This is a genomic window from Sulfuricurvum sp. (assembly GCF_028688295.1).
Classification (GTDB): Bacteria; Campylobacterota; Campylobacteria; order Campylobacterales; family Sulfurimonadaceae; genus Sulfuricurvum.
Map to the genome: position 1 here is coordinate 135,183 of NZ_JAQTYM010000001.1, position 22,023 is coordinate 157,205.

Consider the following 22,023-nt stretch of genomic DNA (forward strand, 5'->3'; position numbering starts at 1 on the left):
TCTCCTTTTTTTGGGCAGCAATGCTGCCCACCCTACTATTTACTCTCCATATATCACAAACATATCATATTACAAATTATAATGATCTTTAACCACTTTTCTAATCTATTTTTAAATTTTATTGTGCAATAATTAAAAAATCAATTTAATTAAAATTTTAAAATGGAGCTTAATGTGAAAGATAACAATGAAGGCAATGGGATCAAAAAGTTTTGGTTTGGCTGGAAGGGACTGGCGGTCTTAATTACTTTAGGGGTATTGGGAGGGATGATTATCTCCTTTGTTACGGTTGTTGCTGTTAAAGAGACATCGGGGGTAAATTTTTGCTCCTCCTGCCACTCAATGAAGCCAATGGCGGAAGCTTATCGTAATGATGTACACGGAGGGTATGGTGAGAGCGGCGTCGTTGCAAAATGTGCCGATTGCCATTTACCGCATGAATCTACGTTGGGGTATTTGGTACAAAAAGCACGTACCGGAATGTGGGATGTGTGGGTTGAATCGACGCACGACACCTCTAAGATCGATTGGCATGAAAAAAGAGATGAACGGCGCAATTGGGTTTATGATTCGGGATGTCTCCATTGTCACGAAAACCTCCTCAGAGGAACGCGTCCTAATAAAAAAGCGTTCACTGCTCATAAAGCCTATTTCGCTAAAAAACTGGTAGTTCAAAGTGATGAGGGAAGGGATCTGGCCCGCTGCGTGGATTGTCACAAACATGTAGGGCATTATCAGATTGAAAAGCATCTTCCTGAGGCTCCGGAAGCTCTTCCTGATTCTTTTGAGTCCAACTGATATGCAGGAGAGAAACAGAATGACGCAATCCGTAAAAAATAAAATCATAGCTATCACAGTAGTAGTTGTTATTATCCTAGGAATGACAGTTGTAGGAGGATGGGAAAAGTTAGGGCGATTTGGCATTATCAGCCAAAATATTGCTCTGAATCTTATGCACCCTTATCATGGTGACAACCGCCCTTTGGAGAAGATTACAGCAACGTATATCAAAGCCAATACGGGGACCACTAAGGTTATCAATGAGGCCTATCTTCCTGCAGCATTAAAACCGATTAAAAAATATGCGCATCCCCCGTTTGCTATGGGTGCTTGCGCTGTCTGTCATGCACCGAATCGTTCCAAACCTGCGGCAATTGTGACCCATACGGTTGGAGAGTTGTGCTATAAATGTCATGAACCTCTGGGCGGTATCACAGCCAGAGGTAAAGAGATCGATTGTAATAAATGTCACAGTCCGCATCATGCTGATAAAGAAAAATTGATCCGAAATACGGTCACGGATGTCATCTGTCCGGCAGGGCGGTTTAATGCAGAAGCAACTTTACCTGAGATGGGACATGATGAGCATTAATCTCCATAGAGGAAAGAAACAATTATTATGAAAAAATACGGTCTAAAAGCGATACTCCTCTTATTATTACTGGTGGTAGGAATTGCTTTTTATCAATTTGATGCCGGAGAAAAATTCGGACGTTTTATGAGTATCATGAAAGAGATAGCGACAAATGTACTGAATGCTGATCACGAAGAAAATATCGATATTAGTGACGAAGAGCTTGCTGGGATCGATGTGGAACAGATCGCAAAAGATCTGGAATCACCTAACAGTGAAACGGCAATAGAAGCGGCTGCACCGACGGAGATCCCACGAGATGAAATCCGTTCCGAAGAGCGGCCTACCCACACTAAAACGATGATTAAAGAGGCAAAACTCGTCGATTTGAAAGATTTACCTGCCAAATTCAAACCGCTCAAAAAACACCTTCATGAGCCATTTAAGATGGGAGCATGTCAAATCTGCCATATCTCTAAGGGGGATAATCCTGCTGCTTTAGTTAAAAAGAACATACAGGAGATCTGTTATGAGTGTCACAAAACCAAATACACGAAAGCGTATGATCACAAGCCGGTTAAAGATGGTGCCTGTATGTCGTGTCATGATCCGCATCAGTCCGATACCCCAAAAATGCTTAAAGGTAATTCGATTAATGATACTTGTCTGAAATGCCATGATAAACAAAACGGTGCAAAAGGGGTGAGTAAGTTCATTACAATGAACGGAAAATTCAAACACAAACCAGCCGAAAAAAGTTGTTTAGAGTGTCACGATCCGCATACATCGAACTATAAAACATTGATGAAAAAAGAGGTGGGACTGGAGTTTTGTCTCGATTGTCACAGTTCACTAAAAGATCATAAAAATATGCGTCAGTGGATTAATAATGCAAAATACAAACATGGAGCAGTGAGTGATAGCAAAAATAAATGTCTCGAATGCCATGATCCCCACTCCTCGAATCATCCGAATATCCTAAAGAAAGATCCGGTACAGGTGTGTTTGGAGTGTCATAATAAATCACTCAAAGCAGAAGAAGATGGAGGGATGCTGATGAATATGGCCCAGCATCTCAAAGAAAATCCCAATTGGCATAAGCCGATACGAGATGCTAACGGTAAAGATGGCGGATGCGGTGCTTGTCACGATCCACACGGATCGGATAACTTCAGTATCCTCAAAAAATCGTTTACCAAAAACTTTTATGCCAATCTTGAAAACAAAGACTTTTTTTGTTTCAAATGTCACAAAGAGTCTAAAATCACTGAACAATATACGGAGAATGACGAAATTACCAAGTTTCGTGACGGTGGTGTCAATTTACACAATCTTCATGTAAACGACCGTAAAGGGCGTGCATGTCGGGCATGTCATGACGAACACGCCTCTAAAAATAAACATTTGATTCGTGATTTTACCGATTTTAATAGCATCAAATTTCCGTTGCGCTTTGTCGATGCCCCTAATGGCGGTTCCTGCGCCCCGGCATGTCACAAAAAATTCGAGTATGACCGTGTGAGTCCTAAAGGGATTGGGAAAAGAGAGGGATGATGCAATGAACCGCATACTTATCAAAGCACTTTGGTTGATCACATTGTCTGTTTCAGCTATCATGGCTGTAGAGGGTGTGGAGATATTTCCCGTTATGGATAAAAAGATTTACAGGGAAGGGCATGTCTCGATTACACTCAGATTAGAAGATCGGAACATCAGCCGTCTGATGATTGTGACTGATAAGAATGAAGCTTATCCTGTGGTACTGAGCAAAGAGTGTGACAATGTCTGTTCAACAACATTCAAACTTCATCCAGGCGAGAATACAATTCGGGTCAGGGGATACGTAGGGGAGCGATTGGCGTATGAAGAAAAAAATGACCTTTTTTTTGTTTCTCCATCGCATAAAGGGGCAAAAATACCTCCCGCTCACTTTCAAGAACAGTTTTTTCATACGGATGAGAATGAAAAAATGTGCTCTAAATGTCATGATATGAGTATCAATGAAGAGAAAGGGGTAGCCTTTATTGACGCCGAGGACTCTAACTGTTACGGCTGTCATAAACATATTATAGACGAAAAATACGCTCATGCCCCCGCACTTAATTGGCTCTGTACAGGCTGTCATTCTACTCAAGGCACTCGCTTGGCGGGGGAATCTAAATTTCGGACGGCCAAGCCGATTGCCTCGATCTGTTTTAGCTGCCATGACAAAAGCAAACAGATATGGGATGCAAAAAAATACCGACATCTCCCTGTCGATTCGGGGCAGTGTACTCGGTGTCATAATCCGCACGCGGCTTCAAATGCTATGTTTAACCATGAATCTGCTGTTTCTTTATGTCTGGGATGCCATGGGGACAAAAAATTCTCTTCAGCAATACGAGGCGATTCCAAATGTCCGGGAGAAGAGAGGGGAAGTTGTGTGCAATGCCATAATCCACACGCTTCGGACGCGAAATTCTTTTTAGATGATCCACATAAACGTGGAGCCGGAAAAGCTGCAGTACGATGAGGGCAATAAAGAGTATGAGAAAAAAGCTTTTTTGGGCGGGAATGATCTTTACCGTATCTCTTTTGTGGGGAGGGGCTGATTCGGGTATGCAATTACTAGCTCCGGCATCTTTGTCGGTGTATCATGAACAGAGCGCTTCTGTCGTAGTAAAGGTGACATCGGCGACGATAGAGAAGATCGTTATTACAACTGAAACGGATCAACAGATTAATATGTTGGCGGTTCAGGGTAGAAATACTTATTGCAAAACGATTCGGCTCTTGCCGGGCGAAAACAAGATAACCCTCACGGCCATCGGAAAGGAGGGGGAGATCGGCAAACTCTCTACGATCATCTATCATGATATTGTTACGGAGAAAAAATACCGCTATCCCCCGGAAAATTATTCGGTACAGATGTTTCATTTGGCCTCAAATGAGAAACGTTGTTCCCCATGCCACAAGATGGAAGTGAATGAAAGCCCGGGAGTCGCGTTTGAAAATCCTACCGATTCCAACTGCTACGGGTGCCATCAGAAACTAACTGCGCGACCTCACGGCCATGCCCCTGCTATTAATTGGCTTTGTACCTCTTGCCATCAGACACAAAAAGGGGGAGAATACACATTTAAACTTCCCGATAAAATCGGTGAAGCGTGTCTAAACTGCCATAAAAAAGAGAAAGAGACATGGGAAGCAAAACGGTTTCACCATATGCCCTTTGATGCAAAGCAGTGCACCAGATGCCATAATCCCCATTCGGGGGAAGAGCGTTTTTATCTCAGAGCCAAACCCTGGGATTTGTGTACATCATGTCATGCCGATAAAATAAGCGGTAATCATATCATCAATACCATCATCGCTAAAACCCATCCTACACGCGGAAAACCCGATCCATCACGTCCGGGAAAGGAGTTGGAATGCATTAGCTGTCATAATCCGCATGCTTCGGATACACGTTCGTTGATTATGGAAAAAAGCCCAATGAGTATATGTGCTAAATGTCATAAAAAGTAATAATGAGATAAAAGAAAAAAATATAATTCTAAACGGATAATAAAGATATATTAATCTTTTTTCCTATAGAATAAACAATAGACTATATTAAGGAAATGTTATGAAAAAGATTCTTTCTATTGCCCTAATCAATGCCATGTTATTGAGCACGGCGGCAGTGAGTTTATCGGCACAGTCAGGAGACATGAAGGAACAGGCAGTAAAAGCGGCGCAAGCCAAAGCTGATGCGGGAGATCCGGATGGACAGTTTGCTCTAGGGGGATTTTACTATCAGGGTATGATGACGAAAAAAGACGATGCGAAAGCACTCTATTGGTTTGAAAAAGCAGCTAAGCAGGGGCATGACAAGGCGCAGTTCAATCTTGGGTATATGTATTATGACGGTCGCGGGACAGCTAAAGACCTTAACAAAGCGTTTGGATGGTTCAAAAAGTCGGCTGAGCAGGGAGATACCAAATCTGAGCTTTACATCGCGGATATGTACTACCATGGAAAAGGTACGAAGCAAGATTATCAAGAAGCATTTTACTGGTATAAGAAAACTGCAGATGAGGGGTATGCTAAAGCGCAGAATGAAGTTGCAAAAATGTACCGTGCCGGTTTAGGAATTAATAAAGATATGGTAAAAGCAAAAGAGTATCTGAATAAAGCATCACTCCAAAATTGTGCTGATGCGCAGTATGATCTTGGTAAAATGTATCTAACGGGTGATGGTGTAGAGAAAAATACTGAAGAAGCAAAAGTATACATGCAAAATGCGTATCTTAATGGGAATAAAGAAGCTAAAGAAGTTTTGGATCAAAACAAATGGGATGAAATTCCTCCCTACGAAAAGCAGTTATTACAATAAAAGAAGAAGCTTGGTCTCTTTAAGAGACGAGGTGATAGTAAACATAGAGAGAAGAGGCGGTAGCCTCTTCAAAATTCAAGAATTATTTCAATCCAGCAATGTGAGCTGAAACAGCTTTGATATCATCAGCAGAGAGAGAAGCAACTTGTCCAACCATCATTGCTTTTTTAGCACCGCCGAAGCTACCGTCTTTATATCCATTCAATTTTTTCTCAATTGAAGCCGCGTCACCTGAAAGTGCTACACCTGAAATCGCTGTATTTTGACCGTCTTTTCCATGGCAAGCTACACATTTACTATATACTGCTGCACCGTCTGCTGCGAAAAGAGCTGCTGCTGTAAGGGAAAGCCCAAGAACTATTTTTTTCATTTGATATGACTCCGTGTTTTAATTATATATACAAAAAAATTATATAAGAATATATCTTGTTTTTCCAAATAATTTCTGTTGTATTTTCACAATCATGACCGCATGTTACTAAGCGTAACTATTTGAAATAATTATATCACAAAGTTGTTACAAATAATAAAAGCAAATTTATAAAATGTATAAAAATTTTAAGAATCATGCACTATAATAAATAACTATTTTAAAAATCAGGGGTAAATCCACTGGTATAACAGGAGAAATAAGGATCATGAAATTGAAAACAATAGTGTTACTTTTAGTAGGTACAGTTACACTCTCTATAGCAGATGGGGCATCGGTCTTTCAACGCTGTATAGCGTGTCATGGAGAAGTGGGCGAAAAAAAATCTCTGGGTGTGAGCGAGATCATTGCCGGATGGAAAGAAGAAAGGGTTATTGAACGGTTAAAAATGTACAAAGCCGGCAAGTTTAATCAATATGGATTCGGGAATATGATGAGCGGTCAGGCAACGAAATTAAGTGATGCAGAAATGAAAGAAGTCGCTTATTATGTTTCGACGTTAATACCGCCAAAGAGTACAGTAGATGAAAATATATCAACAGATGAAGTGTTGACACCGGAACAGATAAAATACAAGCAGTTTATCCGTGATTATTTTATTGCCAATCCCCAATACGGAACGATTCAAAAAGCAAATCAATTATGGGAATCAAAAAGCAAATAGGTGATAGTAAGAACATCAAACGAAAGCTTAGGTAGAGCGTTTAGCTTGTCGTTTTGGTGTAACTGCTTTGGCCTCTTTTTCTTTTTTCTCGATTGTCGATTGTCGCAGAAAAAACGGGATGGTTTTCTCTGGACGAGTAGCCAAATCTTCAACCAAAGCCGCTTCCACGATCTCTTTATCATTATGTTCACACAGATAGGTATGGATCAATGTGATTTGACGATCCAGTGAGATTTTCCACGTGGAGAGAGTTTGGGTGTAGATCCATTCGCTAAAGGCGTAAAACCCATCAAATACGCTCCCCTCACGCCAAAGGAGAGGAACTGTTTTGGTAAAACTTCCGCTATTGTAAAAAATATCCCAAAACCTCGCAAACCGCTTCATTTTTTGTATTTGCTCAAAACTGAGATGATTATTTTGAAGAATATCATAGGGTGGTATGTCTGAGTAGATCATTCCGTGCACTTGATCGTGGCGAGAGAGGGTTGTTCCTGAGAGATTTTTAAGTATTCCGATTTGGATCTCACTGTGGGTAAGTGAAACAAGCTTATCAAGATTGCGACCAAATCCCTCTAGTGTTTCGCCCGGTAATCCGACGATGAGATCGAGGTGCATGTGCGCATGAGTTTCATTTTCCAAAAAGCGGAGATTCTCGAAAATCTTTTCGAGTTTCAGCGGTCGGTTAATCCCTTTTGCAATCACAGGATCGAGAGTTTGGATACCGATTTCAAGCTGCAATGATCCTGCGGGAAATAGTTTGATCTTCTCTTTGAGTACATCGGGGAAGTGATCGGGGATTACTTCGAAGTGGGCAAAGTAGGGTGGCTCTTTGGAGAGGAAAAAATCCAATATTCGATTAGCGAAGGTCATGTTGAGATTAAAGGTGCGGTCGATGAATTTGAAACTTCGAGCACCGCGTTGCCAAAGAGTTTCAAACTCTTCGAGGAGCTGATCAAGGGGGAAATTACGCACTTTCTCATCAATGGAGGAGAGGCAGAACTCACATTCGAACGGACATCCCCGTGAAGCTTCGACGTAGATGTATCGGTGTTCTACATCCTCGTCGTTGAAAGCAGTGTAGGGGAGGTTGATTTCTTTAAGATCGGGAAGAGGAGCTTTAATGAAATGAGGTGTCTCCGTTCGTGGTGAGCCTGTCGAACCATGAAACCCTTCGACAGGCTCAGGGCGAACGGGAGAAAGCAACTTTTTGCACAAATCATAAAATGCCACTTCCCCCTCACCGCTGATAATGTAATCGGCTTTACTAAAATCGACGCGATGCGGCTGGTATCCTGCTTCGGGACCGCCGAGGACGATGATCGTTTGAGGCGAGACTTTTTTGAGGGTTTGGATCAGCTCTGCACTCTGAGCGGCGTTCCAAATATAGACACCGATGCCGATGATTCGCGGTGCGTGTTTGAGCAAATCTTCAGCGATACTCTGTATCTGTTCATTCATCGTAAATTCGATGATTTTTGTTTCGGATTGGAGCTCGTGCAGGTTGGCATAGAGATAGCGTAAACCCAATGCGGTATGGGCGTAGCGGGCATTTAACGTCGTTAGAAGAATAGTGTGCATAAGGTTTCCGATAAAAGATAAACGTATTATATGGTATTCTACAGATACTACGCCCTAAAGGGAGATATTATGCATTATATTCGCACTCTGGATTCATTAGGAATCAATGATATTGCATTGGTCGGAGGCAAAAATGCCTCTTTAGGAGAGATGATAAGCTCACTCAAAGTTCTGGGGGTAAAAGTTCCCGAAGGATTTGCCGTAACGGCGGAAGGGTATCGTCTCTTTATCGCTCATAATAGTTTTGAACCGAAAATACGTCAGTTTTTTAACGGCGTCGATCTGAGTGATATTGAAGCGTTGAACCGATGTGGGGATGCGATACGTTCTCTTATGCTCAGCGGTGAAATACCGCAAGTGTTAAAAACCGAAATTGCCGAGAGTTATCGTGCTATGGAGGAGGAGTATGGCACGGTGTCGGTAGATGTGGCGGTACGCTCCTCCGCAACGGCCGAAGATTTGCCCGATGCGAGCTTCGCAGGGCAGCAGGAGAGCTACCTGAACGTTCGCGGTGAGACGATGCTCATCGAGCACGTAAAACGGTGTTTTGCCTCTCTCTTTACCGACCGTGCAATCAGTTACCGCAACAGTCGCGGGTATGACCATTTCGGCGTTGCCCTCTCGGTGGGGGTACAGAAAATGGTGCGCAGCGACTTGGCCAGCAGCGGGGTGATGTTTACGATCGATACCGAAAACGGTTCGGAAAATCTGATCCTCATCAACTCGATTTGGGGGTTGGGGGAGAATATCGTCGGCGGACGGGTTAATCCCGATGAATTTTTTCTCTTTAAACCGACTCTCAAAGAGAATAAAGTCTCTATCCTCAAACGCCAACTCGGCTCTAAAGCTCTCACGATGACTTACGATGAACGCCACCACACGATGAACCTCTCCACACCGAAAGAGCTACAGGAACAATTTTCGATTAACGACGATGAGGTTGCGACGCTGGCTCGCTATGCATTGATTATCGAGGAACATTACACCGCGATGGCGGGGGAATACCGTCCGATGGATATCGAATGGGCAAAAGACGGTCTCACGGGTGGGCTTTTTATCGTCCAAGCCCGCCCTGAAACGGTGCAAAGCCGTAAAATGAGTGATACGACGCTGGAACAGTACCGCTTTAAGGGAGAAGTGAGTGCGAAAATACTCCTTAGCGGTAAAGCGATCGGCGATAAGATCGGATCAGGAAATGTCAAAATCATCCACTCTCCCGCCGAGGGGGAACACTTTAATGCCGGAGATGTCCTCGTCGCCGATATCACCGATCCCGATTGGGAACCGATTATGAAAAAAGCTTCCGCCGTTATCACCAATCGCGGAGGTCGGACGTGTCATGCTGCCATTGTCGCACGTGAGATCGGTGTTCCTGCTATCGTCGGGACGATCAATGCGACCGACGTATTGCACGATACTGATGCGGTAACGGTGAGTTGTGCGGAGGGGGAGAACGGAGTGGTCTATGAGGGATCGGTTCCGTATGAGATTACCCAAATCGATTTGGGCAATCTTACTCCGACGAAGACAAAACTCTATATGAACGTCGGTAATCCTGATATCGCCTTTAAAGTGGCAAAACTCCCTAATGATGGAGTTGGGCTGGCGCGGATGGAGTTTATCATCTCCAACACCGTCAAAGCACACCCTATGGCACTGGTGGAACTTTCCCGTGGGAAAAAGATTCGTGAGCACAAAGCGATTAGAGCCGCGATGTTGGGGTATGATGATCCCAAGAAGTTTTTTATCGACAAGATTTCTGAGGGCGTAGGGATGATTGCGGCAGCATTTTATCCCCGTCCTGTTATTGTCCGTACCAGTGATTTTAAATCCAATGAGTATAAACACATGGTCGGCGGCGCAGCCTATGAGTCGGACGAAGAGAACCCGATGATCGGATTTCGCGGGGCAAGTCGCTATTACTCTGAGCAATACAAAGAGGCATTTGAGTGGGAGTGCGAAGCGTTGAAGCGGGTACGGGATGATATGGGGCTTGATAATGTCAAAGTGATGCTCCCCTTCGTCCGTACTCCCGAAGAGGGGCGCAAAGCCATTGCCGTGATGAATGAAGCAAGCTTGGTGCAAGGGGAAAACGGCTTGGAGATATACGCAATGTGCGAAATCCCCTCCAATGTTATCTTAGCCGATCAGTTTTTGGAAATCTTCGACGGCTACAGTATCGGCTCCAATGACCTCACTCAGCTCACCCTCGGAGTCGATCGTGATAGCACACTTGTCGCGGCAGTGTTTGATGAACGCAATGAAGCGGTGACACGGATGCTCTCGATGGCGATACGCGCCTGTAAAGAGCGGGGGAAATACATCGGTATCTGCGGTCAGGCACCCTCGGATTATCCTGAAATCACCCGATTTTTAGTAGAGGAGGGGATCGATTCGATTTCACTCAATCCCGATTCGCTCCTCAAAATGCGCCAGGTGGTGAGTGTATTAGAAGCATCAAAGATTTAGTCTCCGTTTGTGGTGAGCGTGTCGAACCATGAACCGTTCTACCCTTCGACTGGCTCAGGGCGAACGGAAGAAACTTACGAGCGGTTTAGGATCTTCTCTTTTTCCGCTTCGTACTCTTCGGGTGTCAGTATCCCCTCATCCAAGAGCGATTTGAGTTTCGTGAGATGATCGTATTTATGACTCGGATTTTGCTCTTCCGGAGGGGTTCGTTTCATATTTCGTCCGAGCAACAGATAGAGTAAAACGCCGATAAACGGCAAGAAGAAGACGACGAGAAGCCACACCACTTGCATCAGATCTTCTTTGAATTTGGAGGTGATGATATCGATCATTGCCCATATCCATATTGCGAACATTCCGACAAGTATAAAGAGCAAAAATAGATTTAATCCTAATAGTATTTCCATCATGGTAACCTCAATGTTTTTAGATACGCTATCGTAACGTAGATATGACAACAAGGCGTAAACTAAGAGGGTGTCCGCTCATTGTTTTGCATAAAATCAACGTACTCACAGAGTGAATTCAGATCATTGCACGGTTGATTATAGCCAGCAATCGGATCGTTCATAAAATGGGAAAGATTAGCAGAAACAAAATTCCAATTGATCAGTTTCCACCAGTTTGAAAGATAATCTACCCGTCCGTTTCGGTAATCAATATAATAGGCATGTTCCCACACATCGCAGGTTAAAAGAGGGGTGTCTCCATGACGTATCGGTGTATCGGCATTCGAAGTGAGTTTAATCTCCAATTTGCCTTGATTGGTAATAATTAACCAGACCCAGCCTGAGCCGAAAAAACCTGCGGCAGCAGCTAAAAAAGTTTCTTCAAATGTTTTTATTGATCCAAAATCACGTTCAACTAAACCTAAAAGTTCAACCGATGGAGACGTGGATCCATTTTTGAGTCCTTTCCAATAAAAATCGTGGTTATAGATTTGAGCCGCATTGTTATAAATAGCGCCATCCGAATATTTAACAATGTGTTCAAGCGATTTCTCCTCATACTCACTCCCCACAATAAGTGAATTGAGTTTATTGACGTATCCGGCATGATGTTTACCGTAATGATACAAGAGTGTTTCGGCAGAAATGTAAGGTGCTAATGCAGATTGCTCAAAAGGCAATTCCATAAGTACATGTTTCATTTTGAACTCCTCAATTTTGAAGATATGCCATTATAATAATTTATAGTAGTTAAATTTTATTGGCTAATAAGAAATTAATATCATACTTAAGAAAAGTTTAAATTAGTAATCAGTTAATTCTTTTGGCTATACTTAGTGATAATTTAATAGAAGTGAACCGATATGAAGTTAGTCTCAAAAAATGCCCCAGTTGAAGATTCCATCAAAAAGATGGAAAGCATATTAAACGATATGGGATGTATCGTTAGTTATTCACATGAAAAGCACCCCCTTAATCACTGCTATTCAGTAAACCTCGCCTCCTTAGAAGCGCCAAAACATATTTATTCCAACGGTAAAGGAATCTATTCTGAAGCCTCTACGGCCAGTGCTCTCGGTGAGTACATTGAACGGCTTCAAACCAACAACTTTTTTATCGATTTTCATCTACCCGAGAGGAAATATTATCCTGATGAGGTGGCATTTGATTTTAATGGAGGTTATTTAAACTCTGAATTGATGGGAACGTATGATCCTAATGGTGAATTAAGTATGGATGAGCTCCTCGATTTTAACAGCGATTATGAAGACAAAATTGTGGCATTGCCATTTCGGAAGCTCACTGGTGATGAAGTAGTCTATTTTCCGATCAATATACTCAGCAATCTTTATGTTAGTAATGGCCTTGCTACCGGAAATACGGCACAAGAGGCACAAGTACAGGCAATGAGTGAGATTTTGGAGCGGTATGCGAAAATCGAAATTATTAAGAATGGATATGCACTTCCGCACTACGGTGATCCATTTCTACAGCAGTTCGAGCGCCTTTACAGCGATCTGACAAAGCTTCGGGAATTAGGGTATATTGTGAACGTATTAGATGCGTCACTAGGCGGTAAATACCCCGTCACGGCGATCTCGTTTATCAATCCAGCCAATGCGACCCTCTTTGTCTCTTTCGGTGCCCATCCGATTTTGGAAGTTTCTCTGGAGCGTACAATGACGGAGCTGATGCAAGGGCGCGGGTTGGAGAATCTAGAAAGTTTCGAAGTACCGACGTTTGATATGTCGATTGTCTCGGAGAGCTTTAATATAGAATCTCATTTTATCGATTCGAACGGCAAGATGGGGATACAGTTTTTGAGTGCCAAAAAGAGCTTTGAACTTTCACGGTGGGGATATACTGGTGTAAGTACTGCAGAAGAGTTTGCCTATCTCACGTCGATTTTTGCATCTATGGGGAGGGATATTTATATCCGTGATTACAATTATCTGAACTTTTACTCGTGCCAGATGGTTGTTCCCGGAGTCTCTGAGGTGTACCCAATCGATGATTTGGTCTATAACAACCGTAATCGAGGAAAGATGTACCGTGAAGTGATTTTAAACTTTGCCGAGTATGAGTCTGAAGCGGTGTTGGATGAGATCGAAGCACTCGAAGATCATCTGAATGTAGAGAAATTTATCGGGGTGATTTTCGAAGAGAACTTTACAATCGGAGAGCTCAAAGCGCAGCTTCATCTATCGTTAGGAAACATTGAAGAGGCTGTGAGTTATTTGGAATTTAGTACGAATCCTATGAGTGTTCTCGTTGTTGAGTTGATTCAAATGGCGGAGTTAGGATTAGAATTTAGTGATTATGCTCAAGCATTACGTGATCTCTATACTTTTGAACGGGTTGAAAAGGCGGTAGCAATTCTAAGCGGGGAAGAATCTTTCATTAGTACCGCATTGCATACTCATTATCTCAATATGCTTGATATGTATGATCGCTTAGAGGTCAAAAAAACTCAAGGACTGGTTGTCTGAACCCGATTTTAGAAGGTTCACTATTTCTCTGCAGTATGATCCAATAATACTGTACTACGATACTTTTGAAGGAGCCAAGATGAAAAAAATACTCTTGTTTGGAATCGGAATGTTGATGTTCGTTTTAAGCGGATGCGTTAATCAGCCTGAAACACGTAATGCTTTGAACGATTTACCGCAGTGGTACCAAGAACCGACTGTATTGGGAGATAAATATGCTGCTTCAGGTTCAGCCAAGCCTAATAAAGGGGGAGACGTTGAACTCCAGAAGATTGAAGCTGCTGCAGTAGCAAGGGCAGAATTGGCACGCCAGATGGACATTAGAGTCAAAGATATGTTTAAACGAGCATCTCAAGAGCTTGGAATGGGTGAGGATCAAACGCTAGATTATGCCCTACAGTATGCAACAAAACAAATTACGGATGTAACGCTGAAGCAGTCTCAGCAGAAAAAACTTTTCTTAGACAGTAAAAGTGGCATTCTTTATACGTTGTATGTTTTGGATGCTTCATCGTTTGATAAAGAGATCAAGAAAAATGTTCATTCTTCTTTTAATAATCAAGATGCCCTTTGGCAAAAATTTCAAGCAACTGAAGTATGGAAAGAACTTGAATCAGACGAGAGTAAATAATGAAATCACTTCTTCTTTTAACCTTGGCTCTTGTCATGATTGTGGGATGTAGTACACACACCTCTGATTCGAATAAAAAAATGATGGATAATGTAATTGGAGAACTTGATCGTGAGACAGCTAAATAAGGTTATTTTTTTTACATTCTTGATTGTATTACTGGGAGGATGTAGCGTAACGAGCAAAGTCGATCTTTATAAATATAAAGATGTCTCTACGTTTAATATCGTGGATGAAGATAAAGCAAATTACCGTGTAATACGACCGACACTTCATGACGACATTACTCTCGATATGGGAAAATGGCATGAATATGAGGGAGTTCTGCGCGATTATTTTCTAGTTTACAATAATGCAAAAGAAGTGTTTAAAGTGGAACAGAATGGAACGTATACCCTCAAATTGACCCTCCATAATGTAAGTTCAAGCCAACAGTTTAGCCCTTCACAATATATTGAACGAAAACGAAAAATAAAAACCGATAAGGCTATTTACATAAAAGATGAGAGCTACTACACTGATCCTTATTGGACGTATTATGTTCAAACGGCCATAGTAGCTCAACTCACAACTCCCCAAGGTGAACAAAAGTTTTTTGAAGCGAAAGATAATCTTTCGTATTCGGTCACTGGAAGATATCAATCGGGGATCAATCGTTCAAAATACGTCGAATCATTACAGGTATCGTTGGCGAAACTTTTCAAACAGATTGCAAACTCTGTTGCCCCGGAGGGGTTGATTGTAAGCAAGAAAGTCTCTATTGAAGATGATGAAGAGTTTATTTTTTTGATTAATATGGGAAAAGATGAAGGTGTATATGAGGGGCAAAAACTCCTTGTTTATAAAGAGATTGTATTTAAAGATGAGATTGAAGCAAAAACGATTACTAACAAAGTGCGTATCGGTACCGCTACGGTTTCCGATCAGATTACGGCTCATTATGCATGGATGTTTATGGATGATGAAGATCATAACAGCGCAATCGAAGTGGGTGATATTATCCGGCCTAGATACTAGAGAGAGTAGACGATGAAAAAATATGCAGTTATTTTTTTTCTCACCTATCAGAGTGTGTATGGCTTTTGGCTGTTTAAGTGGTTTGAAACCCCTGAACCGCTACCACCGTATGTGCAAAAGCACCCCATGATGGATGGTTCAACGGTCTATGGAGTAGGAAGCGGTAAAAGTTTTTTAGAAGCCAAAAGTAAAGCACTCAATGATATCGCTACACAGTTGAAAAGTGATGTTCGTTCTTTGACATCCGTTCATAAAAATAGTGAAACCGCACAAACACAAACTGATCAGCAGATAACCGTTCTGACTCAAAGAAAGATTGATAATTATCACATTATTGATGAATCTCATGCGAATGGTTTAACGTATCTTCTGATCGAGTACAAACGCCAAGAATAAGTTAAGTGTTGGGAAAGCAGTCCGCGTTGAATTGATTAAAATGGTGGTTCTAAGATTAGTGGAATAGCTATAGATAACAATTTGTAATCATAAGCTACTTAGTTTTCGCTATACTTTCACTAATTTTATGTTGTGGTATTAAGATCAAGGAGACTAAAAAATGTATGCTAATCAGGAAATTTTACAGATTATTTCTCATGAAACGATTAATGCTACAGATAGCTTAGATGTTATTACACCGAGTATCTATTCAGCTCTTTTCTTTAAGTTTGCAGCTGAACATGGATTAGAGATTAATGACGAAGTTAATATTGCTGATAGTGAATTAAATGAAAAGATTACACTGTTAACGAATTTGAGTAATGAAACCTCTAAAAATATGCAACAATTAAGCGAAAGTACCAACAAAGCTATTACTGCGATTCAAACAAAAGATGAAACTATTCTCAATGAGGTATTATCAGAAACGAAAATGCTGCGTGAAGAGATCGAAAAACTCAAAGCTTCGGTCTATAAAGATGAATTAACAGGTCTATTTAATAGGAAATGGGTTCACGATACATTTTTAGATGGAGAGTCACAATATTTTAAACACTCAGGGACTCTTGCAATGATTGATTTAAATTACTTTAAAGCGATAAATGACACTTTTGGGCATATCATTGGGGATAAAGTTTTAATGTACATAGCAAATAGTTTAACAAAAGTAGACAAAAATATCGTTCGGTATGGAGGAGATGAATTTATGATTCTTTTCTCAAATGAGGTTTCTGAAAGGGATGCATTGAATAAGCTCACTAGTTTGAGAGAAAATATTTTAAGCAAAAAGTTAAAGGCTCACGATACGATGTTTAGAACGAGTTTCTCATTCGGAGTGAGTGCATTCCAGGAGAGAGATAACTTGATCGATATTATCGAATTAGCCGACAAAAACATGTATGATGATAAAATTGAGATAAAAAAAAGAGTAACGGGTTTATATTAAGGCTTATTACTCGATACTCTCTTCACTAAACAGGTTCAAAATCTTCGAATATTCTCCGTAAGCTTGCTTGTACAGATGTTGGGTATGGTTATTACTCTGATACAGCTCTGTTGCACTCATCCCACTTTCCAAAGCATTTTTTAGCAATTTTGTTCGACGTAGATAGGTAAAGGCAAGGTTTGGGAAATGTTCATGGATTTTCTCTTTTATCATGAGAGCATCATTTGGATTTTCAAGCATATTAGCGAACACAAGGATCGTTTTCTCCCTAAAAGCTTTAATAAAGACGAGGCTTTTCATAATCGAATTGAGATCATTCGTCGTGGGGAGGATAATTATGTCTGATTCTCTCAAGATCTCATTTGCATGAGGATTCTCAAATCCACCAAAATCATAAACAGTATCGGGATAGAGTGGAATTTTATTCGGATAATAGCGGGCATTTTTATACTTTGTCAGAACGACCGACATATCGTTGGTTGCATAGCGATAGCGCAGATCTTTGGCGAGAGAAAAAGCCAGAGAGGTTTTACCCACTCCACCTTTAGTGGAAGCGATAGAAATAATAGCCATAAATACCCTCATTTTTTTTGGAAATAGTAGCACAGGTAAGTGGTAGAAGTGGCAATTATATCATTTTAGACCGCTTAAAGAGTTATTTTTATTACTACATTACTAATCTACTATGAATTAAATACTATCGTTTCCCTCACAAAATAGGGCTTTTGTTAATGAGAAATCAATAAATACTACTAATTCTATAGAATTACTTGACAACTAAAAAATTTCTTCGTATAATTCTTAAAATTTAAAAATGAATAATTGTTCATTTTAGTATAAATCTCACTAAGGAAAGGAGTGAACAATGAAAATTGCAGCCAATATCACCGAATTGATTGGAAATACGCCGCTTATTACGTTAAACCATTTTTCTGACGGTTTAACAATGATAATAGGGAAGTGCGAATTTATGAATCCATCTAGTTCGGTTAAAGACCGCATTGGATGCAATATGATCCTCCAAGCCCTACAGCGTGGTGAGATTACCGAAGATAGTGTCATTATTGAGCCAACAAGCGGGAATACCGGGATTGCCTTGGCAAGTGTTGCTGCAAGTTTAGGGTTAAAACTGATTTTGATAATGCCGAGTTCAATGAGTTTGGAGAGACGACGTCTTTTGGTGGCCTTGGGTGCGCAGATCGTTTTGACAGAACCTGAAAAGGGAATGGGCGGCGCGGTAGTGAAAGCACTTGAACTGGGAAATTCTATCCCTGGTGCAGTTGTTTTACAACAGTTTAACAATCCGGATAATTCACAGATTCACAGAGAAACGACAGCGGAAGAGATTTGGAGAGATACCGACGGTCAAATTGATATTTTTGTCGCAGCTATCGGAACGGGTGGAACGATTACCGGTGTGGGAGAAATACTTAAAAAGTATAACTCGAACATTCAAGTCATTGCAGTCGAACCGGATGCTTCAGCGGTACTTTCGGGTGAATTGGCTGGACCTCATAAAATACAGGGGATTGGAGCAGGGTTTATTCCTCAAGTACTTAATCGGGATGTTTATGATGAGATCATTCGTATTACGAATGATGAAGCGATTGCAACATCAAGAATGATTGCAAAAACCGAAGGACTTTTAGTGGGAATTTCCTCTGGAGCCAATGTGGCAGCAGCGAAAAAGATTGCAGAACGTCCTGAAAATCTGGGGAAAAAGATCGTAACGATTTTGTGCGATACTGGAGAACGGTATTTAAGTACGGATCTTTATGAGTTCCCCTCTGAGAATGCGTAAAAGCGTTATTGAGGAAGGGCATCATGGGGGAAAAACATTATAGAAGCGTGATTAAAGCTATTTCGTGGCGTACAGTTGGAACCATCGATACAATGATTGTCTCTTATTTTATTACTGGTAATTTAGTAATGGCAGTTTCCATCGGTTCAATCGAAGTAGTTACGAAGATGTTTTTATATTATTTTCATGAACGAGCATGGAATGCAACATCTTTTGGCCGGATCAAAGCGGTCCAAAACGATTATCAGATATAGGGTGATGGTGTATGAAAAATGATTTTGAGTTATTGAATACGTGGTTTGAAGATGCATCGATTGAAATGATACTGACCCATTTTTTACAAACGTATAAAGGACGAATTGCTTTAGCATCAAGTTATGGAGCTGAAGATCAGGTTTTGACTGACATGATGGCTAAAATTGATCCTATAGCAAAGATATTTTCACTTGATACGGGACGACTTCCCGAAGAGACTTATACTCTGATGGATCAAACAAATCGAAAATACGGGATTAACGTAGAGGTCTTTTGTCCTGATAAAACGGCTCTGGAGGAGCTTTATAAAAGTCAGGGGATTAATGGATTTCGAGAGAGTATTGAAAACCGTAAAGCCTGTTGCCAAGTTCGCAAACTCGAACCTCTGTTCAGAGCTTTAGGGGGTTTGGAAGTATGGATTACAGGATTGCGCCGATCTCAATCTCCTACACGTGAGACGATGCAACTCGTCGAATGGGATGAAGCAAACACTCTAATAAAACTTAATCCGCTTATCGAGTGGAGTGAACAAATGGTTTGGGACTATATTAATGAGAATAAGGTCCCTTACAACGTGCTGCATGATCAGGGCTACCCGAGTATCGGATGTGCTCCGTGTACACGAGCAATATGCGAGGGAGAAGATCTCAGAGCCGGACGATGGTGGTGGGAAAGTTCTGAGCATAAGGAGTGTGGACTCCACTTGAAAAGGAAGTGAGTATGAAATTTTTCTTGGATATATTGGATGGAATCCTCGAAGATGAATATTCGAGTCGCAAAGAGTTGGCCGATTGGGCTATTTTTATTTGATTGAAAAACGGTAGTAAAGGAGAAGAGCATGATATCACAAGAGAAAAAAACACATCTGAAGACACTAGAAGCTGAAGCAATCCATATCATGCGTGAAGTGGTCGCGGAATTTGATAATCCGGCAATGCTTTATTCAATCGGTAAAGATTCATCGGTGATGCTTCATTTAGCAATAAAAGCATTTTATCCGGCAAAGCTGCCGTTTCCATTACTGCATGTTGATACGACATGGAAGTTTAAAGAGATGATTGAATTTCGCGATCGTCGGGTCAAAGAATTGGGATTAACACTGTTGACTCATGTTAATCCTGAGGGAATAGCACAAGGTATTAATCCATTTACTCACGGGAGTGCAGTGTATACGGATGTGATGAAGACTGAAGGATTGAAGCAGGCATTGAATTATTATGAGTTTGATGCCGTTTTTGGCGGAGCGAGACGGGATGAAGAGAAAAGTCGTGCTAAAGAGAGGATTTATTCGTTTAGGGATCAAAACCATCGATGGAATCCGAAAAATCAGCGTCCTGAATTGTGGAATATCTACAATGGGCGGATTCATAAGGGTGAAAGTATTCGGGTATTCCCTCTTTCCAATTGGACGGAACTTGATATTTGGCAGTATATTCATCTCGAACAGATCCCGATCGTTTCCTTGTATTACTCAGCATTGCGTCCAGTTGTTGAGCGTGATGGGGTAAAAATTATGGTTGATGATGAGCGGTTTCCTCTTAGTGAAGGTGAAATACCTAAAATAGAAAATGTCCGTTTTAGAACACTAGGGTGTTACCCACTGACTGGTGCGGTAGAGAGTAATGCCGTGACATTAAGCGATATTATCCAAGAGATGTTGTTGACTAAAACATCGGAGCGCCAAGGGCGTCTGATAGATGCTGACAGCTCAGCTTCTATGGAGAAGAAAAAAATTGAAGGGTACTTTTAATGGCACATCAAGGAGATTTGATAGCCACTGATATTGAGGCTTATCTTAGGGAACAAGAACATAAAGAGCTGCTCCGTTTTATCACCTGCGGCAGTGTGGATGATGGTAAAAGTACCTTGATCGGTCGATTGCTGCACGACTCAAAAATGATTTTCGAGGATCAGTTAGAGAGCATCAAAAACGACAGCAAAAAATCGGGTACTACTGGTGATAGAATCGATTTGGCACTCCTCGTAGACGGTTTGCAGAGCGAACGGGAGCAGGGGATTACGATCGATGTAGCTTATCGTTATTTTTCGACCGATAAACGAAAGTTTATTATTGCGGATACCCCTGGGCATGAGCAATATACTCGAAATATGGCAACGGGAGCCTCTACGGCAGATTTGGCGATCATCTTGATCGATGCGCGCTACGGGATTGTGACACAGACGCGTCGCCATTCGTTTATCGTCCGTTTGTTGGGGATTCGTAACGTCATTGTCGCGATTAACAAAATGGATCTGTTGGGGTATGACAAAGCGGTATTTGATCGCATTGATACCGAATATCGGACGTTTGCGCGCGAGCTCGGCATTCAGAGCATCCATTCAGTGCCGATGTCGGCTTTGGATGGGGATAACGTGGTGACCCGAAGCGTGCACACTCCGTGGTATGAGGGGAAAACGCTGATAGAACTTCTCGAAGAGATCCCTTTGGCGGCGGCATCTGCGAATGCACCGTTTCGAATGGCGGTGCAGTACGTCAATCGCCCCAATCTCGATTTCAGAGGATTCGCCGGAACGATCTTGGCGGGGACGATACACGTAGGGGATCGTATAGCAGTAATGCCCTCCAATAAAGAGGCAACGGTCAAAGAGATCGTCACCTACGACAGTAGTTTAACATCGGCATCTACCGATCAGGCGGTGACGCTCACCCTCAATGAAGAGATCGACATCAGCCGAGGAAATCTGCTGATCAAAGCGGGGGAGAGTGTCTGTGTCTCGGATACGATCACGGCCAATCTCGTATGGATGGATGAAACGATATTTTTACCGAGGAAAAGCTATTTTTTCAAAAGAGGCTCAACTCTCACTTCGGTTAGCGCAGAGGGGATCGAGTATCGTATTGACGTCAATACGCAGGTGACGCATGAGACGGATCATTTGGGATTGAACGACATCGGCTCGGTTATTTTACAGCTTGGGGAACGTTTGGCGTTTGATACGTATGAAGATAATCGCCAAAGCGGAGGGTTTATTTTGATCGACAAAATAACAAACAATACCGTAGCTGCGGGGATGATCACCGGCAGTGCCGAAACAAAGAGAGAGCAAAAAGGGACGTCGGCGTTCGAAGTAGAACTCAATGCCCTCATCCGCCGCCATTTCCCGCACTGGGATGTCGGAATCGTTA

24 protein-coding genes are annotated in these 22,023 nt (G+C 41.8%); 19 read left to right on the forward strand and 5 right to left on the reverse strand.

The genetic code is table 11. From position 1 onward, the window contains the following. Positions 1-162: 162 nt before the first annotated feature. The 6 genes from PHR02_RS00765 to PHR02_RS00790 all read left to right on the forward strand — a co-directional run bounded on the left by PHR02_RS00765 (position 163) and on the right by PHR02_RS00790 (position 5,711). The gene (locus PHR02_RS00765; RefSeq protein WP_299987544.1) at positions 163-798 is read left to right on the forward strand and encodes a NapC/NirT family cytochrome c; all 636 of its coding nucleotides are present in this window, start codon (positions 163-165) and stop codon (positions 796-798) included. Between the two features lie 19 nt (positions 799-817). After that, positions 818-1,372, forward strand: coding sequence for a cytochrome c3 family protein (locus PHR02_RS00770; protein WP_299987547.1), 555 nt, complete (start codon positions 818-820; stop codon positions 1,370-1,372). Positions 1,373-1,399: 27 nt separating this feature from the next. Further along, on the forward strand, positions 1,400-2,908 hold the full coding sequence (locus PHR02_RS00775; protein ID WP_299987550.1) for a cytochrome c3 family protein: 1,509 nt from the start codon (positions 1,400-1,402) through the stop codon (positions 2,906-2,908). Between the two features lie 4 nt (positions 2,909-2,912). After that, positions 2,913-3,866 carry a cytochrome c3 family protein gene (locus PHR02_RS00780; protein WP_299987553.1) on the forward strand — a complete coding sequence of 318 codons (954 nt, stop codon included), beginning with the start codon at positions 2,913-2,915 and terminating at the stop codon, positions 3,864-3,866. A 14-nt stretch (positions 3,867-3,880) separates the two neighbouring features. Further along, positions 3,881-4,861 carry a cytochrome c3 family protein gene (locus PHR02_RS00785; protein ID WP_299987555.1) on the forward strand — a complete coding sequence of 327 codons (981 nt, stop codon included), beginning with the start codon at positions 3,881-3,883 and terminating at the stop codon, positions 4,859-4,861. A gap of 100 nt (positions 4,862-4,961) precedes the next feature. Further along, positions 4,962-5,711 (forward strand): tetratricopeptide repeat protein, encoded by a 750-nt coding sequence (locus PHR02_RS00790; RefSeq protein WP_299987558.1) that lies wholly within the window; start codon positions 4,962-4,964, stop codon positions 5,709-5,711. Between the two features lie 82 nt (positions 5,712-5,793). On the opposite strand, the gene PHR02_RS00795 is transcribed toward PHR02_RS00790, so the two are convergent. Further along, positions 5,794-6,081, reverse strand: coding sequence for a c-type cytochrome (locus PHR02_RS00795; RefSeq protein WP_299987561.1), 288 nt, complete (start codon positions 6,079-6,081; stop codon positions 5,794-5,796). Positions 6,082-6,349: 268 nt separating this feature from the next. Here PHR02_RS00795 and PHR02_RS00800 point away from each other — a divergent pair, with 268 nt between their 5' ends. Continuing rightward, positions 6,350-6,805 carry a c-type cytochrome gene (locus PHR02_RS00800; protein ID WP_299987562.1) on the forward strand — a complete coding sequence of 152 codons (456 nt, stop codon included), beginning with the start codon at positions 6,350-6,352 and terminating at the stop codon, positions 6,803-6,805. A 27-nt stretch (positions 6,806-6,832) separates the two neighbouring features. Here PHR02_RS00800 and PHR02_RS00805 read toward each other — a convergent pair whose 3' ends face one another. Further along, positions 6,833-8,383 (reverse strand): B12-binding domain-containing radical SAM protein, encoded by a 1,551-nt coding sequence (locus PHR02_RS00805; RefSeq protein WP_299987565.1) that lies wholly within the window; start codon positions 8,381-8,383, stop codon positions 6,833-6,835. Positions 8,384-8,452: 69 nt separating this feature from the next. Between PHR02_RS00805 and ppsA the strand changes: the two genes are divergently transcribed. Beyond that, the gene (gene ppsA / locus PHR02_RS00810; RefSeq protein WP_299987568.1) at positions 8,453-10,852 is read left to right on the forward strand and encodes a pyruvate, water dikinase; all 2,400 of its coding nucleotides are present in this window, start codon (positions 8,453-8,455) and stop codon (positions 10,850-10,852) included. A 74-nt stretch (positions 10,853-10,926) separates the two neighbouring features. Here ppsA and PHR02_RS00815 read toward each other — a convergent pair whose 3' ends face one another. Together PHR02_RS00815 and PHR02_RS00820 are read right to left on the reverse strand one after the other, a co-directional pair. Beyond that, positions 10,927-11,259 carry an SHOCT domain-containing protein gene (locus PHR02_RS00815; protein ID WP_299987570.1) on the reverse strand — a complete coding sequence of 111 codons (333 nt, stop codon included), beginning with the start codon at positions 11,257-11,259 and terminating at the stop codon, positions 10,927-10,929. Between the two features lie 62 nt (positions 11,260-11,321). Then, entirely contained in the window at positions 11,322-12,002 is a 681-nt protein-coding gene (locus tag PHR02_RS00820; RefSeq protein ID WP_299987573.1) for a superoxide dismutase, read from the reverse strand. A 162-nt stretch (positions 12,003-12,164) separates the two neighbouring features. On the opposite strand from PHR02_RS00820, the gene PHR02_RS00825 reads away from it, so the two are divergent. The 6 genes from PHR02_RS00825 to PHR02_RS00850 all read left to right on the forward strand — a co-directional run bounded on the left by PHR02_RS00825 (position 12,165) and on the right by PHR02_RS00850 (position 16,819). Further along, positions 12,165-13,790, forward strand: a complete 1,626-nt coding sequence (locus PHR02_RS00825; RefSeq protein ID WP_299987577.1) for a YcaO-like family protein — start codon at positions 12,165-12,167, stop codon at positions 13,788-13,790. 79 nt (positions 13,791-13,869) lie between these two features. After that, positions 13,870-14,421: a hypothetical protein gene (locus PHR02_RS00830; protein WP_299987579.1), complete on the forward strand. Its 552-nt coding sequence runs from the start codon at positions 13,870-13,872 to the stop codon at positions 14,419-14,421. Beyond that, positions 14,421-14,549 carry a hypothetical protein gene (locus PHR02_RS00835; RefSeq protein ID WP_299987582.1) on the forward strand — a complete coding sequence of 43 codons (129 nt, stop codon included), beginning with the start codon at positions 14,421-14,423 and terminating at the stop codon, positions 14,547-14,549. The genes PHR02_RS00830 and PHR02_RS00835 overlap by 1 nt, the downstream gene beginning before the upstream one ends. 19 nt (positions 14,550-14,568) lie before the next feature. Further along, positions 14,569-15,438, forward strand: coding sequence for a hypothetical protein (locus PHR02_RS00840; protein ID WP_299987585.1), 870 nt, complete (start codon positions 14,569-14,571; stop codon positions 15,436-15,438). 12 nt (positions 15,439-15,450) lie between these two features. Then, complete coding sequence (locus PHR02_RS00845) at positions 15,451-15,834, forward strand: LPP20 family lipoprotein (protein WP_299987588.1); 384 nt, start codon at positions 15,451-15,453, stop codon at positions 15,832-15,834. 160 nt (positions 15,835-15,994) lie between these two features. Further along, complete coding sequence (locus tag PHR02_RS00850) at positions 15,995-16,819, forward strand: GGDEF domain-containing protein (protein ID WP_299987591.1); 825 nt, start codon at positions 15,995-15,997, stop codon at positions 16,817-16,819. A gap of 6 nt (positions 16,820-16,825) precedes the next feature. Here PHR02_RS00850 and PHR02_RS00855 read toward each other — a convergent pair whose 3' ends face one another. After that, on the reverse strand, positions 16,826-17,392 hold the full coding sequence (locus PHR02_RS00855) for a hypothetical protein (protein ID WP_299987594.1): 567 nt from the start codon (positions 17,390-17,392) through the stop codon (positions 16,826-16,828). 292 nt (positions 17,393-17,684) lie between these two features. On the opposite strand from PHR02_RS00855, the gene cysK reads away from it, so the two are divergent. From cysK to cysN, 5 genes are all read left to right on the forward strand, one after another. After that, a complete protein-coding gene (gene cysK / locus PHR02_RS00860; RefSeq protein ID WP_299987597.1) occupies positions 17,685-18,620 on the forward strand; it encodes a cysteine synthase A in 936 nt (311 codons plus the stop codon). A 23-nt stretch (positions 18,621-18,643) separates the two neighbouring features. Continuing rightward, on the forward strand, positions 18,644-18,874 hold the full coding sequence (locus tag PHR02_RS00865) for a DUF2061 domain-containing protein (RefSeq protein WP_299987601.1): 231 nt from the start codon (positions 18,644-18,646) through the stop codon (positions 18,872-18,874). Positions 18,875-18,885: 11 nt separating this feature from the next. Continuing rightward, positions 18,886-19,593 carry a phosphoadenylyl-sulfate reductase gene (locus PHR02_RS00870; protein ID WP_299987604.1) on the forward strand — a complete coding sequence of 236 codons (708 nt, stop codon included), beginning with the start codon at positions 18,886-18,888 and terminating at the stop codon, positions 19,591-19,593. Between the two features lie 120 nt (positions 19,594-19,713). Continuing rightward, a complete protein-coding gene (cysD, locus tag PHR02_RS00875; RefSeq protein ID WP_299987607.1) occupies positions 19,714-20,625 on the forward strand; it encodes a sulfate adenylyltransferase subunit CysD in 912 nt (303 codons plus the stop codon). Beyond that, a partial coding sequence (gene cysN, locus PHR02_RS00880; protein ID WP_299987610.1) for a sulfate adenylyltransferase subunit CysN occupies positions 20,625-22,023 on the forward strand: 1,399 nt, incomplete at its 3' end. The genes cysD and cysN, both read left to right, overlap by 1 nt.